Source organism: Niastella soli (assembly GCF_017742245.1).
Taxonomy (GTDB): domain Bacteria; phylum Bacteroidota; class Bacteroidia; order Chitinophagales; family Chitinophagaceae; genus Niastella; species Niastella soli.
On sequence record NZ_JAGHKO010000017.1, the window covers coordinates 316,500 to 335,871 of the forward strand.

The 19,372-nt window shown below is 44.7% G+C and carries 19 protein-coding genes; 15 read left to right on the forward strand and 4 right to left on the reverse strand.

Going from position 1 to position 19,372, the window contains the following annotated elements:
* Positions 1–220 precede the first annotated feature (220 nt).
* Genes ureA through J7I42_RS32215 form a run of 8 tightly spaced genes read left to right on the forward strand, consistent with a single transcriptional unit; the run spans position 221 to position 5,982 of the window.
* Positions 221–523 (forward strand): urease subunit gamma, encoded by a 303-nt coding sequence (ureA, locus tag J7I42_RS32180; protein WP_209144101.1) that lies wholly within the window; start codon positions 221–223, stop codon positions 521–523.
* A 13-nt stretch (positions 524–536) separates the two neighbouring features.
* Positions 537–908, forward strand: coding sequence for an urease subunit beta (locus J7I42_RS32185; protein WP_209144103.1), 372 nt, complete (start codon positions 537–539; stop codon positions 906–908).
* Positions 905–2,626: an urease subunit alpha gene (ureC, locus tag J7I42_RS32190; RefSeq protein WP_209144106.1), complete on the forward strand. Its 1,722-nt coding sequence runs from the start codon at positions 905–907 to the stop codon at positions 2,624–2,626. The genes J7I42_RS32185 and ureC overlap by 4 nt, the downstream gene beginning before the upstream one ends.
* 22 nt (positions 2,627–2,648) lie before the next feature.
* Positions 2,649–3,152: an urease accessory protein UreE gene (gene ureE / locus J7I42_RS32195; RefSeq protein ID WP_209144108.1), complete on the forward strand. Its 504-nt coding sequence runs from the start codon at positions 2,649–2,651 to the stop codon at positions 3,150–3,152.
* Positions 3,149–3,835 carry an urease accessory protein UreF gene (locus tag J7I42_RS32200; RefSeq protein WP_209144111.1) on the forward strand — a complete coding sequence of 229 codons (687 nt, stop codon included), beginning with the start codon at positions 3,149–3,151 and terminating at the stop codon, positions 3,833–3,835. The genes ureE and J7I42_RS32200 overlap by 4 nt, the downstream gene beginning before the upstream one ends.
* A 19-nt stretch (positions 3,836–3,854) precedes the next feature.
* The gene (ureG, locus tag J7I42_RS32205) at positions 3,855–4,490 is read left to right on the forward strand and encodes an urease accessory protein UreG (protein ID WP_209144113.1); all 636 of its coding nucleotides are present in this window, start codon (positions 3,855–3,857) and stop codon (positions 4,488–4,490) included.
* Positions 4,487–5,287, forward strand: a complete 801-nt coding sequence (locus J7I42_RS32210; RefSeq protein WP_209144115.1) for an urease accessory protein UreD — start codon at positions 4,487–4,489, stop codon at positions 5,285–5,287. Before ureG ends, J7I42_RS32210 begins: the two co-directional genes overlap by 4 nt.
* The gene (locus J7I42_RS32215; RefSeq protein ID WP_209144117.1) at positions 5,281–5,982 is read left to right on the forward strand and encodes a hypothetical protein; all 702 of its coding nucleotides are present in this window, start codon (positions 5,281–5,283) and stop codon (positions 5,980–5,982) included. Before J7I42_RS32210 ends, J7I42_RS32215 begins: the two co-directional genes overlap by 7 nt.
* Before the next feature lie 5 nt (positions 5,983–5,987).
* Here the strand turns inward: J7I42_RS32215 and pucL are convergent, their stop codons facing one another.
* Positions 5,988–6,833: a factor-independent urate hydroxylase gene (pucL, locus tag J7I42_RS32220; RefSeq protein ID WP_209144119.1), complete on the reverse strand. Its 846-nt coding sequence runs from the start codon at positions 6,831–6,833 to the stop codon at positions 5,988–5,990.
* An 82-nt stretch (positions 6,834–6,915) separates the two neighbouring features.
* Between pucL and allB the strand changes: the two genes are divergently transcribed.
* Genes allB through J7I42_RS32250 form a run of 6 tightly spaced genes read left to right on the forward strand, consistent with a single transcriptional unit; the run spans position 6,916 to position 12,595 of the window.
* Positions 6,916–8,253, forward strand: a complete 1,338-nt coding sequence (gene allB / locus J7I42_RS32225; RefSeq protein ID WP_209144121.1) for an allantoinase AllB — start codon at positions 6,916–6,918, stop codon at positions 8,251–8,253.
* On the forward strand, positions 8,250–9,503 hold the full coding sequence (locus tag J7I42_RS32230; RefSeq protein WP_209144123.1) for an allantoate amidohydrolase: 1,254 nt from the start codon (positions 8,250–8,252) through the stop codon (positions 9,501–9,503). The genes allB and J7I42_RS32230 overlap by 4 nt, the downstream gene beginning before the upstream one ends.
* A gap of 1 nt (position 9,504) precedes the next feature.
* Positions 9,505–10,251 (forward strand): (S)-ureidoglycine aminohydrolase, encoded by a 747-nt coding sequence (gene allE, locus J7I42_RS32235; protein ID WP_209144125.1) that lies wholly within the window; start codon positions 9,505–9,507, stop codon positions 10,249–10,251.
* A gap of 18 nt (positions 10,252–10,269) precedes the next feature.
* Positions 10,270–10,782: a 2-oxo-4-hydroxy-4-carboxy-5-ureidoimidazoline decarboxylase gene (gene uraD / locus J7I42_RS32240; protein WP_209144126.1), complete on the forward strand. Its 513-nt coding sequence runs from the start codon at positions 10,270–10,272 to the stop codon at positions 10,780–10,782.
* 14 nt (positions 10,783–10,796) lie between these two features.
* Positions 10,797–11,135, forward strand: a complete 339-nt coding sequence (gene uraH, locus J7I42_RS32245) for a hydroxyisourate hydrolase (protein ID WP_209144128.1) — start codon at positions 10,797–10,799, stop codon at positions 11,133–11,135.
* Between the two features lie 29 nt (positions 11,136–11,164).
* Entirely contained in the window at positions 11,165–12,595 is a 1,431-nt protein-coding gene (locus J7I42_RS32250) for a DUF6986 family protein (protein ID WP_209144130.1), read from the forward strand.
* A gap of 82 nt (positions 12,596–12,677) precedes the next feature.
* Here the strand turns inward: J7I42_RS32250 and J7I42_RS32255 are convergent, their stop codons facing one another.
* On the reverse strand, positions 12,678–13,247 hold the full coding sequence (locus J7I42_RS32255) for an RNA polymerase sigma factor (protein ID WP_209144132.1): 570 nt from the start codon (positions 13,245–13,247) through the stop codon (positions 12,678–12,680).
* 998 nt (positions 13,248–14,245) lie between these two features.
* Between J7I42_RS32255 and J7I42_RS32260 the strand changes: the two genes are divergently transcribed.
* Positions 14,246–14,581 (forward strand): hypothetical protein, encoded by a 336-nt coding sequence (locus J7I42_RS32260; protein ID WP_209144134.1) that lies wholly within the window; start codon positions 14,246–14,248, stop codon positions 14,579–14,581.
* A 97-nt stretch (positions 14,582–14,678) separates the two neighbouring features.
* Here the strand turns inward: J7I42_RS32260 and J7I42_RS32265 are convergent, their stop codons facing one another.
* Together J7I42_RS32265 and J7I42_RS32270 are read right to left on the reverse strand one after the other, a co-directional pair.
* Entirely contained in the window at positions 14,679–16,064 is a 1,386-nt protein-coding gene (locus J7I42_RS32265; protein ID WP_209144136.1) for a RagB/SusD family nutrient uptake outer membrane protein, read from the reverse strand.
* A 9-nt stretch (positions 16,065–16,073) separates the two neighbouring features.
* The gene (locus tag J7I42_RS32270; RefSeq protein WP_209144138.1) at positions 16,074–19,334 is read right to left on the reverse strand and encodes a SusC/RagA family TonB-linked outer membrane protein; all 3,261 of its coding nucleotides are present in this window, start codon (positions 19,332–19,334) and stop codon (positions 16,074–16,076) included.
* Between the last annotated feature and the right edge of the window lie 38 nt (positions 19,335–19,372).

Consider the following 19,372-nt stretch of genomic DNA (forward strand, 5'->3'; position numbering starts at 1 on the left):
GGATACCCATAACTGTATCCGACAATAAACGTTTATTCTTGCTATTTATTGATCTTAAACAATCGAAATTCAAATACACTTAGAACAGTTCTTTAATAACCTGATTGCAGTAAATATATTTACCCGTTATAGTCACCCGTGTCATTTTTTTTCTTAACTTAAATTATTGCCTGCCACTCCGTACTCCCATTATTACACACCCGAATCATCATTTTTATTTATGCATCTTACACCCAGAGAATCGGAAAAACTATTATTGTTTTTAGCCGGGGAGCTGGCTGAGAAGCGAAGGTTACGAGGATTGAAGCTCAACTATCCCGAAGCAATAGCGCTTATCAGCAGCCACCTGCAGGAAGCAGCCCGCGACGGCAAATCGGTTGCTGAACTCATGCAATATGGTGCCACCATTTTATCGCGGGATGACGTAATGGAAGGGGTATCCGAAATGATCCCGGAAATACAAATAGAAGCCACTTTTCCCGATGGCACCAAACTGGTTACAGTACACGATCCAATAAGATAATAAACGAAGCTCAATGATCCCTGGAGAATACATTTTACAGCCTGATGATATTATTGCCAATGCAGATCGCACAACAACTGACGTGGTGGTAGTGAACACCGGCGACCGCCCGGTACAGGTCGGCTCTCATTTTCATTTTTTTGAAGTGAACCGGCAATTGCAGTTTGATAGGGCAGCGGGGTATGGCATGCGTTTGAATATCCCGGCAGGCACCGCTGTTCGTTTTGAACCCGGTGAAGAAAAAGAAGTGCAGTTGGTTACCATTGGCGGGGCTCAACAAATATTCGGGTTTAATGACCTGGTGAATGGCGAGGCATCGGCATCCAATAAAGACCAGGCGGTACAAAATGCATTCTCCGGTCAATTCAAAAACCAACATGCATGAGCCTGCACATCAACCGCATCAAATATGCCAATATGTATGGCCCTACCACAGGTGATAAAGTGCGTTTAGCCGATACCGGGTTATTTATTGAAATAGAAAAGGACTTCACTGTTTATGGCGACGAGGCCAAATTTGGAGGCGGCAAAACGGTCCGCGACGGCATGGCACAATCGGCCCGGGCAACCCGTGACGAAGGGGTGCCCGATCTGGTGATCACGAACGTTATGATCATCGATCACTGGGGCATTGTGAAGGCCGACATTGGCATTAAAGATGGTAAGATCGTTGCTATAGGAAAAGCCGGTAACCCCGACACGATGGATGGCGTGGATGCCAACCTGACCATTGGAGCTTCTACAGAAATCCATGGGGGCGCCGGTTTAATTGCTACAGCCGGTGGTATAGATACCCATATTCATTTCATTTGTCCGCAACAAATAGATCACGCCCTTTACAGTGGCATCACTACTATGATCGGCGGTGGTACTGGTCCGGCCGATGGCACCAATGCCACCACGGTAACACCAGGTGCCTGGAACATACAAAAGATGCTGGAAGCGGCAGATGCCTTTCCGATGAACCTCGGTTTTTTAGGCAAAGGCAATTGTTCAGCCCTGCCTCCCCTGGAAGAACAGGTTGCCGCCGGCGCCCTGGGTTTAAAGATCCATGAAGACTGGGGAAGTACTCCTGCGGTTATCGATGCCGCTCTTCGTATCGCCGATCAGTACGACATACAGGTGGCCATTCATACCGACACCCTCAATGAAGCCGGATTTTTGGAAGATACTATAAATGCTATCAACGGCCGGGTAATACATACCTACCATACTGAGGGAGCCGGCGGCGGGCATGCACCCGATATCATCAAGGCCGCCATGTATCCCAATGTATTACCCTCTTCTACCAACCCTACACGTCCATTCACCGTAAACACCATTGATGAACACCTGGATATGCTCATGGTTTGTCATCACCTGGATAAATCTGTTCCGGAAGATGTATCCTTCGCCGACTCCCGTATCAGACCGGAAACAATTGCGGCAGAAGATATTTTACACGACATGGGTGTTTTCAGCATGATGAGCTCCGATTCCCAGGCAATGGGCCGGGTTAGTGAAGTGATCATTCGAACCTGGCAAACAGCTCATAAAATGAAGCTGCAGCGGGGGGCTTTACCTGAAGATAATGGAACTGGGAATGACAACTTCCGCATAAAAAGATACATCAGCAAGTATACCATTAATCCAGCCATTACGCATGGCATTTCTTCGTATGTAGGTTCATTGGAAGCTGGTAAACTGGCCGACCTGGTGTTATGGAAACCCGCCCTGTTTGGGGTCAAACCGGAAATGATCATCAAAGGAGGGATGATCATTGCCAGCAAAATGGGCGACCCGAATGCCTCCATCCCCACCCCGCAACCCGTAATATACCGGCAGATGTTTGGCGCTTATGGCAAAGCGGTACATGCCACCTGTGCCACATTTGTATCAAAGCTATCTCTGGAGAAGGATATTGTACAGCATTACGGATTAAAAAAAATAATACTGCCAGTAATGAACTGCCGTACTATTTCTAAAAAAAACATGGTGCACAACAATGCCACTCCTGTAATAGATGTAAATCCTGAAACCTATGAAGTGAGAGTCGATAACCAACCAGTGACCTGCGAGCCAATTGCAGTGGCGCCACTGGCACAGCGGTATTTCCTATTTTAACCACCCGCACAAACTTTCCCGGATGCTGATACAACAAAAAAAAGGACATCTCACTACTATTCCTATCAATAACCGGTATATCGACTGGCTGCCACTGGAATGGTACGAAACCAGCAAACGTATTATGCGTAAGCAAACACTGGCAGGCAATGTTCTGGCATTAAAGTTCCTTGACAAAGGCCCAGCACTTGCTCAGGGTGATATCTTATTTGAAGATGACATCTTTATCATAGCAGTAGATATTCTTCCTTGCGATGTGTTAGTAATACAGCCGGCAGGTCTTTTTGAAATGGCCTCGGTTTGTTATGAAATAGGTAATAAACACCTGCCCCTGTTTTTTGAGAAAGATGAAGTATTGGTGCCATTTGATATGCCTTTGTTCAGGTTATTATCATCACAGGGCTATTCCATAAAACAAGATAAAAGAAAATTGTTGTACCCATTGAAATCAACGGTGGCACCGCATAGTCATCACCCAAACAGCTTATTTTCAAAGATCATGCAATTGACAAATACCTCTTTATGAACACTGCTTTGTTATGGCTTTTACAATTAAGTGATCCGGCTTTACCGATAGGTGCATTTTCGCATTCTGCAGGCCTGGAAACCTATGTTCAATTGGGCATAGTAAAAGACGTTACAACGGCCAAAGACTTTGTAAGCGGTATGTTGTTACAAAATATTCATTTTACGGATGCTGCTTTTGTTTCCCTGGCTTATGAGGCCATAACAACCATGCAAGGCGATGAAATTAAATACCTGGATGATCTTTGTACGGCAGTTAAATTGCCAAAAGAAATGAGGCAGGCCAGCCAGAAATTAGGATGGCGGCTTATCAAAATATTTCAACCTGTTTGTAACAATGACTGGATAAACAGATATGCAGCAGCCATTCAGGCAAAACAGGTTACCGGTCATTACTGCATTTCATTTGGCATGATAGCCAGCGTGCTGCAGATCCCCAAAGCTGATGCACTCACTGGTTTTTATTACAATGCGGCCACAGGATTTGTAACCAATAGTGTAAAGCTTATTCCGTTAAGCCAGCAAAGCGGACAGGAATTGTTGTTCTCATTACAGCCCCTAATAACCCAATTGGTACAAAACAATTTACAGCCAGATAAAGATATGATTGGTGTGTGCAGCCCCGGTTTTGATATTCGAAGTATGCAGCACGAGCAATTATATTCGAGACTCTATATGTCATGAACACAGAAATTAAACAGGCATGGAAAGAAAGTATATAAAAATAGGAATTGCCGGACCAGTGGGTTCCGGTAAAACCGCCCTGATAGAACGGTTAACGCGGCATTTATACCCCGCTTACAGCATTGGGGTTATCACTAACGACATCTATACAAAGGAAGATGCGGCGTTCCTTACCAACAATAGCACGCTGCCGGCCAACAGGATCATTGGTGTGGAAACCGGTGGCTGCCCGCACACTGCCATTAGAGAAGATGCCAGCATGAACCTGGAAGCCGTTGAAGAAATGGCAAGCCGCTTTCCTGACGTTCAGATCATTTTTATAGAAAGCGGTGGCGATAATCTTTCTGCAACCTTCAGTCCCGACCTGGCCGATGTGACCATCTTTGTAATAGACGTGGCGGAAGGTGATAAAATTCCCCGTAAAGGCGGCCCGGGCATAACGCGTAGTGACCTACTGGTGATCAACAAAATTGATCTGGCTCCATATGTAGGCGCCAGCCTCGAAGTGATGGAAAGCGATGCCGTGAAAATGCGAAACGGACAGCCATTTATTTTTACAAACCTGGTGAGTAAAGAGGGCTTACCGCAGGTGATCGACTGGATAAAGCACTATGCATTACTCGAGGAAATAGAAAAACCGGACATCCACCCATGAAAGCAACCCTATACATACAATCCGCCGTACGACATGACCTCACTTATCTTAAACAAAGCTATTATACACCGCCTTTCAAGGTTGCCGATATTACTGAAGATAAAAAATCAGGGCTGTTACATTTAATGTTGATGTGCTCCTCACCCGGTGTTCTGGAAGGTGACGACTATCGGCTAAAGATCGATCTGGAGGAGAATTGCCATTTGCAGTTACACACCCAATCTTATCAGCGATTATTCCCTATGCAGCAAGGCGCCAGCCAGGTAATGGAAGTATATCTTCAAAAAGGTGCCACTTTTGTATACATCCCACACCCCGTTGTACCGCATAAACAAGCTGTTTTTACCGTACGCAACAAAATTTATCTGCAAGGTAACAACCGGTTGATCTGGAGCGATTTGTTAACCTGCGGCCGGAAACTAAACGGGGAACGATTTGAGTTTGTAAAATATCACAACGTTACAGATATATTTATGCAAGGCCGGTTGATCATCAAAGAAAACTGCCTGGTGCAACCAGGCGTAGTTGATATGCATACCATTGGTCAGTGGGAAGGCTTTTCGCACCAGGCAAGCCTGATAATATTGGATAACCCTGAAAATATTCCTCCTATTTATGAAGCGGTCAACACCTGGTTACAACAACAGATCGGCCTCAGCGTTGGCATCAGTTCTCCGACCAATACCGCCATCTTTATTCGAATATTGGGTAATAAAGCAGAACCCTTATTCCATTGCCTCAACAAGATCGCCGATCTGGCCATCGCAACATCAAAACGTTCTTTTGGGCTATGCTAACTGAATTACAAATACTACTATTAACAGCAACAGGCATTGCTTGCCTGCATACCATTACAGGCCCGGACCACTATCTGCCTTTTGTTGCACTTTCCAAAGCCAGGGGCTGGCGTTTTGGTAAAACAATACTGTGGACAATTATTTGTGGCTGCGGCCATGTTTGGAGTTCTGTGGTTTTGGGATTGGGAGGGGCAGCCCTTGGCTGGTCGTTATCAAAGATCGCCTGGCTTGAAAATGTGCGGGGTGGACTGGCAGGCTGGGTTTTATTATTGTTTGGGGTGGTGTACGGAAGCTGGGGCTGGCTACGGGCGAGGAGGAACAAAGTCCATAAACACTTTGATATGATTGAAGATGGTTCCATTTATGTATATGAACATACACATGGAGAGGCAGTACAGCCACAGGAAAGATACAAGGTAACGCCCTGGGTATTATTCATAATTTTTCTGTTAGGCCCTTGTGAACCAATGATCCCCTTATTATATTTTCCTGCCGCCCAAAACAACTGGTGGGGAATGAGCCTGTTGATTGTCACTTATACCCTTTTCACACTGGCTACTATGCTTGTAATGGTCACATTGGGTTATTATGGCATCTCTTTTCTGAAAACAGAAAAACTGGAGCGGTATGTACCCGCAATTGGCGGGTTATCACTTTTTATCTGTGGCGCCGGTATGGTGTTTATGGATTGGTGAATACCCTATTCCCGTACTATCGTCCCTGTTATATAACCAAATGGCTCATCTGTAGCAATAAAAACATCATTCTTATTATCCATTCCAAACTGTTCCAGATTGAATAAGATGTGATGCTTATTCGGCATCTTCAAACTTATTTCATTTACTACAGCAAATTTGTTCAGCACAGCCTCACCCATGGCATATAAAGTATGCTGCACAGAAAGGCTGTGGTGATCTGCAAAAGTTTGTAACAGGGTAGTACGAATGCCATTAAATAATTCTACAAACAAAATTTTGGAAGAGTTATACACCCAGCTTACTTCACATTGTGTGGCAAATATGCGGTCACTGGTTTCTTTCAGGGTCGTGTATTGGTCTTTAATATAACGCTCAAAACCAGAATCGGTTGTTTTTAAGATAAGCAGGTCGGTTATACCGGTAGTTACTTCAATACCGTTTTTATTTTGTACGATAGTAGCAGTATGTTTTTCATTTCCACCACTGCAATAGGCATGCGGGTGTATTGTGCCATTGAAACGCATCCTCGTCCAGCTGTGCTCCGTTAGCTCAATCCGGACCTGGGACACCTGGGGATTATTGCTGGCAAAATAATTGGCCAGGTAGAGCCCAAAGGCTTCAATGGAGGAAACAAAGTGTTCCTTCGCCAACGCATACACCGTATTCTTTTGTGTATCAGTAGGCAATAGCTTGGAATTATCGCCTATTGTATGGGCAGTTTCAAAATCCCCTTCCAATATCACATTCACTGATATCTGCCTGAATTCATGGTAATCGGGGTGGCGAATGATCTTTGACAGGTTTACAGCATTTTTACCATAGGTATTCTTACCCAGTTTAATTGACATAGCTGCATATTTTGGTGGAATGTATCCTCAATTTAAACAATTAATTGTCTATTTTTAGTAGCGCAGTTTTAAATATTCCGCCATGTTCGACCTCGCCATCAGCGGTAAAAACATTTGTACACCCGAAGGGATGCGGGAAGGGGTCGTTTTGGTCAAAGATGGCATCATTGCCGACATACTACCTTCCCTGCCGGGCGAGGTCAGCAAAACGGCGATCGATATTGGCAAAAGGGTGCTCATGCCGGGTATTATTGACCCGCATGTACACATCAACGAACCCGGCCGAACCGACTGGGAAGGGTTTGCCACCGCTACCCGATCGGCAGCAGCTGGCGGCATTACCACATTGGTTGATATGCCTTTGAATTCCTCTCCTGTTACCACTACCGGTGATGCCTTCGACCAAAAGCTGGCAGCAGCGAAAGAACAGTTACAGGTTAATTGTGGCTTCTGGGGTGGCGTAGTGCCTGGCAACCTTACCGAAATAGAAAAGCTGATTGATAAAGGGGTGCTAGGATTTAAAACATTTCTAACCCATTCCGGCATCGATGAATTTCCCAATAGTACCGAACCCTATCTGCACCAGGTGATGCCCATTATTGCCAGATATGGACTACCACTGCTGGTGCATTGTGAACTAACAACCAACGTACAACCACCGCCGGTTAGCAACGAGCGGTCCTATCAAAACTATTTGTCATCACGGCCCAGGAAATGGGAAGATGACGCCATTGCCCTGATGATAAGACTTTGTGAACAGTATCAGTGTCGGGTACATATTGTACACCTGTCATCGGCTAATTCCATTGAACAAATAAAACAGGCCCGGCAAAAAGGATTACCTATAACCGTTGAAACGGCCCAGCATTATTTGTATTTTAATGCAGAAGAGATCCCCGATGCACAAACGCCTTACAAATGTGCGCCGCCCATCAGGGAAAAGGAGAACAACGAACAGTTATGGCAGGCTTTGCAGGAAGGTGTTATTGATTTTGTAGCAACCGACCATTCACCCGCGCCGCCGGCCATGAAAGAGATCAATTCAGGGAACCTAATGAAAGCCTGGGGAGGTATTGCTTCGCTGCAACTCGCATTACCTGTGCTTTGGACAGCAGCCCGCAAAAGAAACCTACAGGTTTCTCATATAGCGCAATGGCTTTGTGAAAAACCAGCAGTATTACCTGGTCTGCAAAAAAGGAAAGGGAAGATCAGCAAAGGTTTCGACGCAGATCTTGTAGTATGGGACCCCGATAGCTCATTCCGGGTTACAGCGGAAGCATTGCATCATAAACATAAAATAACCCCTTACATCAACCTGGAATTGTATGGGGTGGTAGAACAAACCTGGCTGGCCGGACAACTAATATTTGAACAGGGCAACTTCCCTGTTCTGAACAAAGGAAAAATCATTACATCTTGACCCCCGATAACCTACAACAAGCAAACACTATTCTGCAACGGATCAATGAACTGGCATCCATCAGCGAATCGCCAGGTGTTATTACCCGCACATTCGGCACCGAAGCATTTATTAAGGGAAGGACCCTTGTCGCCCACTGGATGCAGGAGGCGGGCTTACAAACCCACATCGACAATATTGGCAACGTAAGAGGACGGTTATTATCCCAGTCGCCCGATGCCAAAACCTTAGTTATTGCCTCGCACATTGATACCGTGATCAATGCCGGCAAATTCGATGGCCCCTTAGGAGTGCTCTTAGGCATAAGCCTGCTGGAACAATTAATACAACAACGCACCAACCTGCCCTTTCACATAGAATTGATCGCTTTCTGCGATGAGGAGGGCTGCCGTTTCCATACAACTTATTTAGGCAGTAAAGTAGTGGCAGGTCATTTTGATAAGGACCTGTTCAGTCAACGGGATGCTACGGGATTCACCTTGCAGGAAGTAATACAGCACATGGGTGGTGATCCGGCCGTATTAGCACAGGATGCTATACCCGCCAAAAACTGGCTGGGGTATTTTGAAGTTCATATTGAGCAGGGACCGGTATTATTTGAAAAAGATATTCCTGTTGGTATTGTTACCGCCATTGCCGGACAAAAAAGGATTGCCATAACATTCCATGGAGAAGCAGGCCATGCCGGCACGGTCCCCATGGATATGCGGCATGATGCCTTGTGCGCTGCCGCAGAATTTATACTGGAGGCAGAACGTTTTGCAGCCAGCCATTTACAACAGGTAGTAGCAACAGTTGGCACCCTGCAGATCACCCATGCCGCCAGCAACGTGATCCCCGGTGAAGTACAGATCACCCTCGATCTGCGGAGTGCCAATCAGCAGGTTTTGAATTCCTGCCATTCGCACCTGGAGCGGTTGGCTTTCGCTATTTGCCAGCAACGTCGCGTAAATATGCAGTGGCAGCCTGTACAGGAAAGCAACCCGGTCACCTGTAATGCCCAATTAAACTATTTATTGGCGCAAGCGGTTCAACAGTCAGGTTATGAAGTAATAAAACTGGTGAGTGGTGCCGGGCATGATGGCGTAGCCATTTCGCCCGTTGCACCGGTGGCCATGTTGTTTGTACGTTGCTTTGAAGGTATCAGTCATAATCCCCTTGAAAATGTTGAATTAAAAGACCTGGCCGCTGCAGTTAAAGTGTCGGCAGCATTCATACATTCTCTTATTCAAAAACATAACCGCGGTTAATATGGAAATATCAGCGCTAACAAGATCGGTCGTAAAAAATAACCATGCCGTTATTTGTCCCGATGGCTATGTAAACAGCAATGTGCCCGGCTGGACAAACTGTATTGTAAATGTGATCATCAATGAACAGATGGGCGCGCATCTTTGCCAAACGTTGATCACCTTACAGAAAGAAGGCACCCTCACAGGAAGCACCAATCAATCGCAAATATTCTTTTACATCATGGAAGGCAGCTGCAAGGCCACCGTAAGCGGGGAATCAAAAGTATTGACCAATGGGCAGTTTGTATATGTTCCCATTCAAAAGGAATATGTGTTTGATGATGCCGCCCCCGGCACAAAGATCCTCACTTTTCACAAAGTGTATGAACCCTTGCAGGAAGCACCGGTACCTGTAACTATTTTTGGGGATGCCGCGGCCATTCCCGGCCCTGCCTATTTGAATGATCCTGCACTGCGATTACAGGTATTGCTGCCAGACAACTTATCATTTGACATGGCCGTGAATATTTTTACCTACGATGCTGGCGGGCATTTGCCATTTGTAGAAACCCACATCATGGAACATGGTTTGCTGTATTTGCAGGGGCAGGGAGTATATATGCTCGATCATCAATGGTACCCCATAAAAAAGGGCGATGCCATTTGGATGGCCCCCTACTGCCAGCAATGGTTCACAGCCATGGGCAAAGAGCCGGCAGTTTACATTTATTATAAAAACGTGAATAGATTCCCAACGGTTATATAACAACCAAAATCATTGTCTATGACCATCGCCGAATTTGATCACCTCGATATAACAGAAAAAAGAGCATTGCTGCATTCCTGTTGTGGCAGCAATACCTGGGTAAATAACATGCTGGGCGCCTTGCCGGCCGAAGACCTGGTAGATCTGCTTGAAATAGCCGAGGAGCAATGGTATCTCTGCCACGAACCCGATTGGCAGGAGGCATTCTCTCAGCATCCCAAGATCGGCAATATGGAAATAGGGAAAGAAAAGTTTGCATCATCTGCGCAATGGGCGGAAGGTGAGCAGGCATCGGTGAAGGAAGCTTCGGAACAAACCCTGCAACAACTGTCCACTGGGAACCAGTCATACGAACAACGGTTTGGCTTTATTTTTATCGTCTGTGCTACTGGCAAATCGGCCGATGACATGTTGCAGCTTTTACAACAGCGGCTATATAATAATCCCGAAGTGGAGATACAAATTGCCATGGAAGAACAATTGAAGATCACTAAACTGAGACTGGAAAAGCTTTTTGGCATCACCGAATAAAACACTCATCTTCTATGAGCCAGCTCACTACACATATCCTGGATACAACCCAGGGCAAACCCGCTCCCGGTGTATTGATCGTTTTATACCACCAGCATGACGATACCTGGAAAGAAATGGTGCGGGGCATTACCAACAATGATGGCCGCATTACCGACTGGCTGCCTAAAGAAGCCGTATTGCCTGCCGGACAATACAAACTCAAATTTGAGACCGGAGATTATTATAAACAGCAAATGATCCCTTCCTTCTATCCTTTTGTAGAAGTGATCTTTTCCATCATCGATGGCTCGCATTATCACGTACCGCTGTTATTAAATCCATATGGTTATTCCACTTATCGTGGATCTTAATAAGCAAAGAAACCCACAATCAAAATAGCATGAAACTTTCCATCCCGGAAAATGAGAAACAGACGTTGTTAGGTCAATTACAGACAGCCAATCTCCGGTTCCAGCAAACATACCCGGGCGACAAACCGGATCGCCAACCGATCCATACGGTTTATGGCGGCGCCAATCTGTTCAAAGCAGACACGTGCGTTAAGATGGGTGAAATAGCCTTAAAGAACCTGCAAACCTATGCACCCAATTTTGTAGTACTGGCGAATGTATTGCAATTGACCGGGTACGAATATTTGCCCCGGCATCAACATGAAGTGGAAGCGCTTACCAACAAGCTGAATAAAATACCAGCGGCAGAACGGAAACAGGAACCCGCCTGGCTTTCCTATACCGTATACAACAAGATCATTCAAAAGCTGCAAACAGAAGCGGTTGAAGATTTCAGAATAGATTTTGAAGACGGGTTTGGCAACAGGCCCGATGCGGAAGAAGATGCTACTGCCGTACAGGCAGCGCAGGAACTGGCCACCGGGATGAAGAACAATACCATTTCACCGTTTATTGGTATTCGCATAAAACCGTTTACTGAAGACCTGAAACAACGGGGCGTACGCACGCTGGACATTTTTCTTTCAACCCTGCTCGAGCAAACCCATGGGGTTTTACCAAACAATTTCATTGTGATGCTGCCCAAGGTGACCATTCCCGAACAGGTGGTAACGCTGGTAAGTTTGTTTGATCTGTTTGAAAAAGCACATCAGCTAACACCCCGTTCATTGAAAATGGAAATTATGGTAGAAGCTACCCAGATCATCATGGATGAAGAAGGCCGTAATCCTTTATGGCGGATCATAAAAGCCAGTGAAGGACGCTGTATAGCAGCCCATTTCGGGACTTATGATTATACTGCTTCGTGCGGAATAACGGCGAAATACCAGACTATGGCGCACCCCGTTTGCGATTTTGCCCATCACATGACCAAGGTAGCACTGGCAGGGACAGGCATTTTTTTATCAGACGGCGCAACCAATGTAATGCCTATTGGCCCGCATCGGGGTGAGGCCCTTACATTCGAACAAATGACAGAAAACCGGGAATCGGTACACCAGGCCTGGCGGACCGGATTCCATCATACCATGCATTCGCTCATCAATGGCTTTTACCAGGGCTGGGACCTGAATCCCGCCCAATTGCCCATGCGGTATGCAGCCACTTATAATTTCTTTTTAAACAGCTATGAAGATGCGGTGTTCCGGTTAAGAACGTTTGTTGAGCGGGCGGCTATCTCTACGCTCACCAAAGACATTTTTGACGATGCCGCCACCGGACAGGGATTGTTGAACTTCTTTTTAAAAGCCATGAACTGCGGCGCTATTACGGAACAGGAAGCTACAGCCACCGGACTTACCATGGAGGAAATCCGCAGCCGGTCGTTTTACCGGATCCTGGAAGGCAGAAGGAAGGTATAATGCTCAATAAATAAAAAAGCCGAACACCCAACGCCTGAATGCTCATTTGCGTTGGGTGTTCGGCTTTACTATTGTTGGTTATTTACAAAATAGGTACCAGCTCTTCTCTGAAGTTGAACCTGTTTTTTATTAAATGCACCCCCCTGTTTTTCTGATTACGGACAGTATGCACAGAAAGCTGCATGCGGCGGGCTATTTCATGGCAATCGAGCCCTTTGTTATAACTCAGCAACATCACCTCTTTGCATTTCTCTGGCAGGTCTTTTACGATATTGTAAACCTGGTTTACCACCTCCGTATGAATGGCCTCATTCATTTCATGCAATTCTACCTCGGTCGATTGTTGGCGGATGTTTTCCCTGATCCGGGATTGATAATGCACCTTATGGTTGTGATTAAGACAGGCATTACGGGTACTGATGTACAAAAAAGCCTTTGCAGAATACATCGTTTTAAAATCGTCTTGTTTTTGCCAGAGCTTTACGAATACGTCGGTTACAATATCCTGGGCAATAGCAGGATCATTTACGAGGCGGCGGGCAAAAAAACAAAGAGCTGGATGGAACAATTGGAACACTTTTTCAAATTCAGGGATCCGTTGTTGTTTAAGGCGTTTACTTTTCTCTGTGACTAAGTTTTCTAAATTCCTCATGGCTTGTTGTTTTTGAAATGTCGCAAACGTTAATATTCTTTCTTTTGGTGGTACCCTTTTATACAATAGGATATTCGGAGGTAAAAACCGTTGACATGAATCAAATTGCTTCTACAGGTATTCTAATAGAAGCGCTATAAATAAAAACACCAGGAAAGGGTCGCTGTACTAAAGAGAGAGAAAAATAATTTCTTGTAATAGTTGCATCTCTAACTATTTACATATTGCGTCAATCCCTATTAATGAAATAAATGCGGAAGAAAGAATAATACTTCCGAAAAAGAAGAAAGCTAAAAAACAAAATTGTTTGTGCAGTAAAGAAAACACCTACTAAAGTTGAGATCCAGTCATCACGCTGTTGAATCAACGGAGAATTATGCTACAGTTTTTCAAATTAGTATGAGCAAAAGAGTGAAAACACTAAGACTAGACATTATAAATTTCCTCAAGTCATATTTTGCATCATTTCACGTCCTAACTAATTGTTAAAAATTTTTATAAAATATATATTCTTTCTCCTATCTTTAGCGCAGGAATTGAAAGTGAGCTCATGTTTTTGCTTCTACGGTTTTCTACATTCCTTACGTCTATCCTTATTTCCTTATTACATACTACTCGGAACCATTTCTATTTAACCTATTCAAGAAAGTTTACTTTTTCCTGTCATTTCCCAAATAACCATTTCTTATAGCCTTTTCACGAAAGATCACTTTTTCCTGTCATTTCCCATTTAACCTTTTCAAAAGAGTGTTACTTTTTCCTGTCATTTCCCCTTAACCATTTCTTATAACCTTTTTCAAGAAAGATCACTTTTCCTGTCATTTCCCAATTAACCATTTCCGAACCCCTTACCACATCCTCTATTGCGTTACTCCTCAATTGTCATATCCGGTATAAAACCGGACAGGGAGACTTATGCCCTGCGTGATCGGGAACAACAATCATCTATACACTCAAAGTTTTTCCTGCTTTTTGAAGGACAAAAGCAGACCAACATTATGAGACAAACGAAGTTAACCCTGTTTCTGTCGGCCCTCGTTATTCTGCTGACAACCCTGTACGCCGTAACACCTAATTTCAAATCCAATTCCCAACCAACAACCACAGCAATCCGACAAACAAACTATTATTGGTTTGATGTCAACACCAGCTGGCTTGGCCGGCAAAACACCTTAGCTAATGAAATTTCGCTTACCGGTTATAATGAAAGCACCTCAAACCCAAAGACCTTACAGGAAAAAGGCTGGTCACCCGCAAACGTAACAGTTAACCAATACGGCGTACCTGTTCCTAACAATGGCAACCCTGACAAATTACTTTATTCTCACCCCTAATCCTTAAACGACGAGGTGTATCATGCTTTATTTGCGTTTATACAACAAAGGTATATAATCGCGAAGGCATGATACGCCTTTTTATTTATCATTACGGCTACTCATATCCAGGATTTTGTTTCAGATTGGGGGCAACTTCCAGTTCGGTTAATGGAATGGGATATAACTGGTCCTCTGTTGTCCAACTACTTCCCTTTGAACCCAGCACCGAATTAGCCCGGTTGGTGCGTTTCAGATCGAACCAGCGATGGCCCCATTCTGCAAACAATTCAATTCGCCGTTCCTGTTCTATTTTTTGCAAACACTCGTCCTTGCTGACGGTAGTAGAAAAGACCGGTAATCCAGCCCTGGTCCGAATACTATTAATATCAATTATTGCATTCGAAATGTTGTTTTGCTGCGCCTGGGCTTCCGCCCGGATCAGGTATTGTTCGGCCAGCCGCAACACTACATTGTACTCCTGAGGAGAGGTAGAAGAAGTAAATATTCTAAATTTATAGGGATAATAGTAAGTAACCCCACCTATTGCTAAAGAATTCACCCATTTCGATCTCCGTAGGTCGCCAACTTCAAAGGAGTTCAATAACTCTTTTGTCAACATATAAGTAGGCCTTACGGATTGCGAAGAGGGTACAAAAATAAAGCCTTCCGCCGAATTGATCCTGTCAATAACCGGCGCCCATTGAAAGATAGTTTCTTTGCCGTCTTTCTTGAAAACGTCGGCTAAATCACCCTCTAAAGAAAATTGCCTGGAGTCAATAACAGCTGAAGCCATCTCAGCTGCTTTGCCCCAATTTTTCATATATAGATACACCCGAGCCAGCAAGGCCTGGGTTGCAAATTTTGTAGGAGTAGTGCTGGGCTTGTCGCTTAACAACGCATCATTGGCAGCTAAAAGATCTCCCTCTATTTGTTTATACACCTCCTCAACTGATTTCCGGGGTAACATCGCATTTACATCAGCATTGGTGCTTAATGCTAAGGGCACAGCCCCATAACAATTCACCAGATAAAAATAACAAAGCGCCCGAACAAACAGTACTTCCCCTTGCAATTGCTTTTTTAAACCATTGCTAACTGAATTTGATTTATTCAATCCCTCTAAACAAACATTACATTGATAAATGTAAGCATAGGCAGCTTTCCACAGATTGACATATATCAGAGTATTATTAGTATTAATAGCATTATTGAAAAACTGATCTTCAGCAGTAAGGGTAAACGTACGTTGCAATTCATCAGCTGATAACCCAGGATACAAACTCATTCCCCCATTTAAAAAAAATCTGCTATTGGTCATGATCTTGATATATAAGCCAGTTACAGCGGCCTGCGCCAGGGAATCATTGGAGAAGACAGCCGAAGTGGTCAACGAATCGTCCGGTTCGTCCACCTGTACCAGCTTTTTGCATCCGGTGGTGAACATGCATAACACACTGGCTAAACAAAGGCATTTATTGATAAGTAACCACGTCCTTTTCATATTCAATTTTTAAAAACTTAACTCAATCCCCGCCGCCATCGTCCGCAATGGAGGTAATGTAAATATATTCTGGGTTTCAGGATCAGTCCCTTTGTACGGAGTAATCGTAAACAGGTTCTGAGCTTGCAAATACAATCGGCAGTTTCTTACCGAAATTTGCTGCAGCCATTTTGCCGGCAGCCGCCAGGACAATTCAATATTTCGTAACCGGCAAAAAGAGGCATCCTCAACCGTACCATCCGATTGCATAAATTTATCAATAGCACCAGCGAGCTTATCGTTAACTCCGGTAGTTAATTGTTGTACTCCTGCATTATCGGGATTTTGTGTCCAACGGTTTAAAACCAAGGTGGATTGATTATCGTTCGTAGCTCCCGGACTGCCGTGCGAATACATCGAATACCGATATCCATTTGCTCGTTGTTTTCGGAATTCAAAAAATACATCCAGTTGCCAGCCTTTATACTGCAGATTGTTTTGCACGGAGCCATACCAAACCGGATCAAAATTGCCCAGGATGCGGTAATCGCCCGGAGAGTTGATCTCCCCATCCCCATCCTGATCATAAAACTCAAAGATGCCGGTTGCCTTATTAACCCCAGTATAGGAATACCCTGTTAATACCGAAAGCGATTTACCAATAACCAGGTTACTGGCGTAAGAGGAACTTGCCAGGTTGGGAAAGGCAATTAATTTATTTTTGGGTATAGTCAAAAGTACATTCCCATACCATTGCCAATCCTGGTTAAACCGGTTCTTTGCCTGTAATTGTATTTCCCAGCCGGTATTTTGAACCAACGCCGGGGAATTTTTTGCCGCGTAATTAAGAAAACCTGTAACACCGGGCAGGCTATACGAGATCAATTGATTGCCGGTCCGGTTCCTGAAATAAGCCACTGAGATCATTAAGCGATCTTTCATCAGTCCCAACTCAAGTGCAGCCTCTAGTTTATGGCTTACTTCCCAACTGTAATTACTATCGGCCAATTGTACCGGAGTGATCCCCCGGTTCCCCAGATAAGCACCATCTACATCCTGCCATTTGTCCAGGTATTTATAATCCCCGATCTGGTCATTCCCGGTAACCCCATAGCTTGCCCGCAGTTTTCCAAAACTGACAAATGAAAGATGATCCTTTATAAAGGGCTCATTGGAAAAAAGCCAACCCGCACCGGCCGACCAGAAGTTACCCACCTGTTTGCCCGGGCCAAACCGGCTGCTGGCATCACTACGACCGGTCAGGTTTATTAAATACTTATCACAAAGAACGCTGTTCAGGCGGGCAAACACCCCGCCATACCGGTATTCGGACTTCGCCTTTTTACAAAAGATAGAGTCAGCTTCCCCTGCATTTCGTAATTGTGCGCCATCCGGAAAATTTAGAGCCTTGGTCGTTTTCAACGTATGCTCTTGCACCTGCATGGTAGTACCCACCAATGCGGAGATCTTGCCTATTCCTAGGTACCGGTTGTATTCCAGTTGTGGTTCCGCTATCCAGCTGTTATACCTTATTTTTCCAAAATTGGACGACCCTTTGGCATCAGGCACCGTAACCGGACTTTGGCTACTGGCCGGTTGTAAACTGAGTTCATCTATTTGCAGCCGGTTATAGCCAATATTTGTTTTAAAAACCAGGTTCTTTACAAGGCGATAGCTTAAATCCAGATTGCCCAACACATTATTGGTTGTTGATTCGTAGGTTTTCAACAAATGGGACAGGGGATTTATAAAGGGCAGATCCCCCTGGATCCAGTTTAACTTCCCCAAAGAATCATATAAAACAGGGGTATTCGGAGCGAGGTTTACATAACTGGTTAAATCGTTTGAAATTGATTTATTCCTATCATTCAACCCAATAACAGACAGGGTCACATTAAAATTGGAATCGCGGTTCTGGTAATGAAGGTTTATATGCCCTGATATTCTTCTATTGTTAAGATCACCCGGAAAAACAGTCGTTTCCCGGTGAACAGCAGTCCCCATAAAATATTGCAACCGCTTTGAACCACCCATGGCGGAAAGCTGGACATTGCTGGTAACGGCTTCCCCACCAATCAACATTTTCTTAAAATCGGTATACCGGGCAGTATCCCATGTTACCAGGTCAGGCGCATTGAGATTATCTATAGGCAGGCTATCATTTTCCAACGCTTCTCTCCGCATCTGCACATATTGCCCCGTATTCAACATCGTGGGGTAGCGAGTAATCCGGCTAAAACCGGTATTGATATTAAAAGTAAATAAAGGCGGCCCGGGCTTACCTTTCTTGGTACTGATAAGTATGACGCCGTTAGAGCCCCGGCTTCCATAAATGGCCGTTGCATCGGCATCTTTCAGCACTTCAATATGGTCAATATCACTGATGTTTATAAACGAAAGCAGGCTTCTTCCCGCATCACCCAACGCGGAGCCAGAAGCAACGGTCTGCAACAAATTGTTGTTGTTGGCATAGGGAACTCCATCAATAATAAATAAGGGATCATTGGGTGGTAAATAGCCAGGATTTATGCCGATAGAACTTTGTCCGCGCAATTGAATTTTGAAGGAAGAACCCGGCAAGCCATTGCTTTGGGTGATCAGCAAACCGGGCACACGGCCCTGTAAGGCGGCCAGGGGATCAGAAACCGGCTGACGGGCAATGTCAACGCTGTTTACTTTGAAGATGGAGCCGGTATTATATCGTTTTGAGGTTTTACCATACCCGGTAATAACGGTCTCATCGAGGTCTTTTACCTGGTGCTTTAACTGGATGGTAAGAGATGACTTGTCTTTAACCAGTTTCTCAACGGGTTCATAACCCACACTACTAAAGGTCAACCGTGTGTTGGGTTTCACGGTGATCGTGAATTTTCCATCGCTTGTGGAGGTGGTGCCTGATGATCTTCCGGTTTCCTGTACCGAGACCATTACCAACGGTTCCCCCGCTTCATTGATCACCATGCCCGCTATCGTCCACTGTTCAGGTGGGTGCAACCGGGAAGCAGTTGAATCAGGTCGCACCGTGATCATGCTATCCAGGATTATGTATTCTAACCCCAATCCTTTAAACGCCTGTTCAAGCACCTGCTCAATGGTACCATTTTTTACGTGTACCGAAACATTGGCATTCGGAACAAAATCACTTCTATAGGTAAAATAGAATTTGCCGGACCGTTGAACCTGTCTTAATAATTTCTTAAGTGGGACATTATCCACAGAGATCGTATACTGCGCTTGCGCAAAGCCCGAAATACACACCAATAAAATAAGGAATAGCCAAATTCTGATCATGGTCTTAAACGTTGTGATTAGCCCTCAGACTAATATCA

Bases quoted from the DNA above. Each gene is read 5' to 3' on its own strand.
- ureA (WP_209144101.1), top strand. From the start codon at position 221: ATGCATCTTACACCCAGAGAATCGGAAAAACTATTATTGTTTTTAGCC.
- J7I42_RS32185 (WP_209144103.1), top strand. From the start codon at position 537: ATGATCCCTGGAGAATACATTTTACAGCCTGATGATATTATTGCCAAT.
- ureC (WP_209144106.1), top strand. From the start codon at position 905: ATGAGCCTGCACATCAACCGCATCAAATATGCCAATATGTATGGCCCT.
- ureE (WP_209144108.1), top strand. From the start codon at position 2,649: ATGCTGATACAACAAAAAAAAGGACATCTCACTACTATTCCTATCAAT.
- J7I42_RS32200 (WP_209144111.1), top strand. From the start codon at position 3,149: ATGAACACTGCTTTGTTATGGCTTTTACAATTAAGTGATCCGGCTTTA.
- ureG (WP_209144113.1), top strand. From the start codon at position 3,855: ATGGAAAGAAAGTATATAAAAATAGGAATTGCCGGACCAGTGGGTTCC.
- J7I42_RS32210 (WP_209144115.1), top strand. From the start codon at position 4,487: ATGAAAGCAACCCTATACATACAATCCGCCGTACGACATGACCTCACT.
- J7I42_RS32215 (WP_209144117.1), top strand. From the start codon at position 5,281: ATGCTAACTGAATTACAAATACTACTATTAACAGCAACAGGCATTGCT.
- pucL (WP_209144119.1), bottom strand. From the start codon at position 6,833: ATGTCAATTAAACTGGGTAAGAATACCTATGGTAAAAATGCTGTAAAC.
- allB (WP_209144121.1), top strand. From the start codon at position 6,916: ATGTTCGACCTCGCCATCAGCGGTAAAAACATTTGTACACCCGAAGGG.
- allE (WP_209144125.1), top strand. From the start codon at position 9,505: ATGGAAATATCAGCGCTAACAAGATCGGTCGTAAAAAATAACCATGCC.
- uraD (WP_209144126.1), top strand. From the start codon at position 10,270: ATGACCATCGCCGAATTTGATCACCTCGATATAACAGAAAAAAGAGCA.
- uraH (WP_209144128.1), top strand. From the start codon at position 10,797: ATGAGCCAGCTCACTACACATATCCTGGATACAACCCAGGGCAAACCC.
- J7I42_RS32250 (WP_209144130.1), top strand. From the start codon at position 11,165: ATGAAACTTTCCATCCCGGAAAATGAGAAACAGACGTTGTTAGGTCAA.
- J7I42_RS32255 (WP_209144132.1), bottom strand. From the start codon at position 13,247: ATGAGGAATTTAGAAAACTTAGTCACAGAGAAAAGTAAACGCCTTAAA.
- J7I42_RS32260 (WP_209144134.1), top strand. From the start codon at position 14,246: ATGAGACAAACGAAGTTAACCCTGTTTCTGTCGGCCCTCGTTATTCTG.
- J7I42_RS32265 (WP_209144136.1), bottom strand. From the start codon at position 16,064: ATGAAAAGGACGTGGTTACTTATCAATAAATGCCTTTGTTTAGCCAGT.
- J7I42_RS32270 (WP_209144138.1), bottom strand. From the start codon at position 19,334: ATGATCAGAATTTGGCTATTCCTTATTTTATTGGTGTGTATTTCGGGC.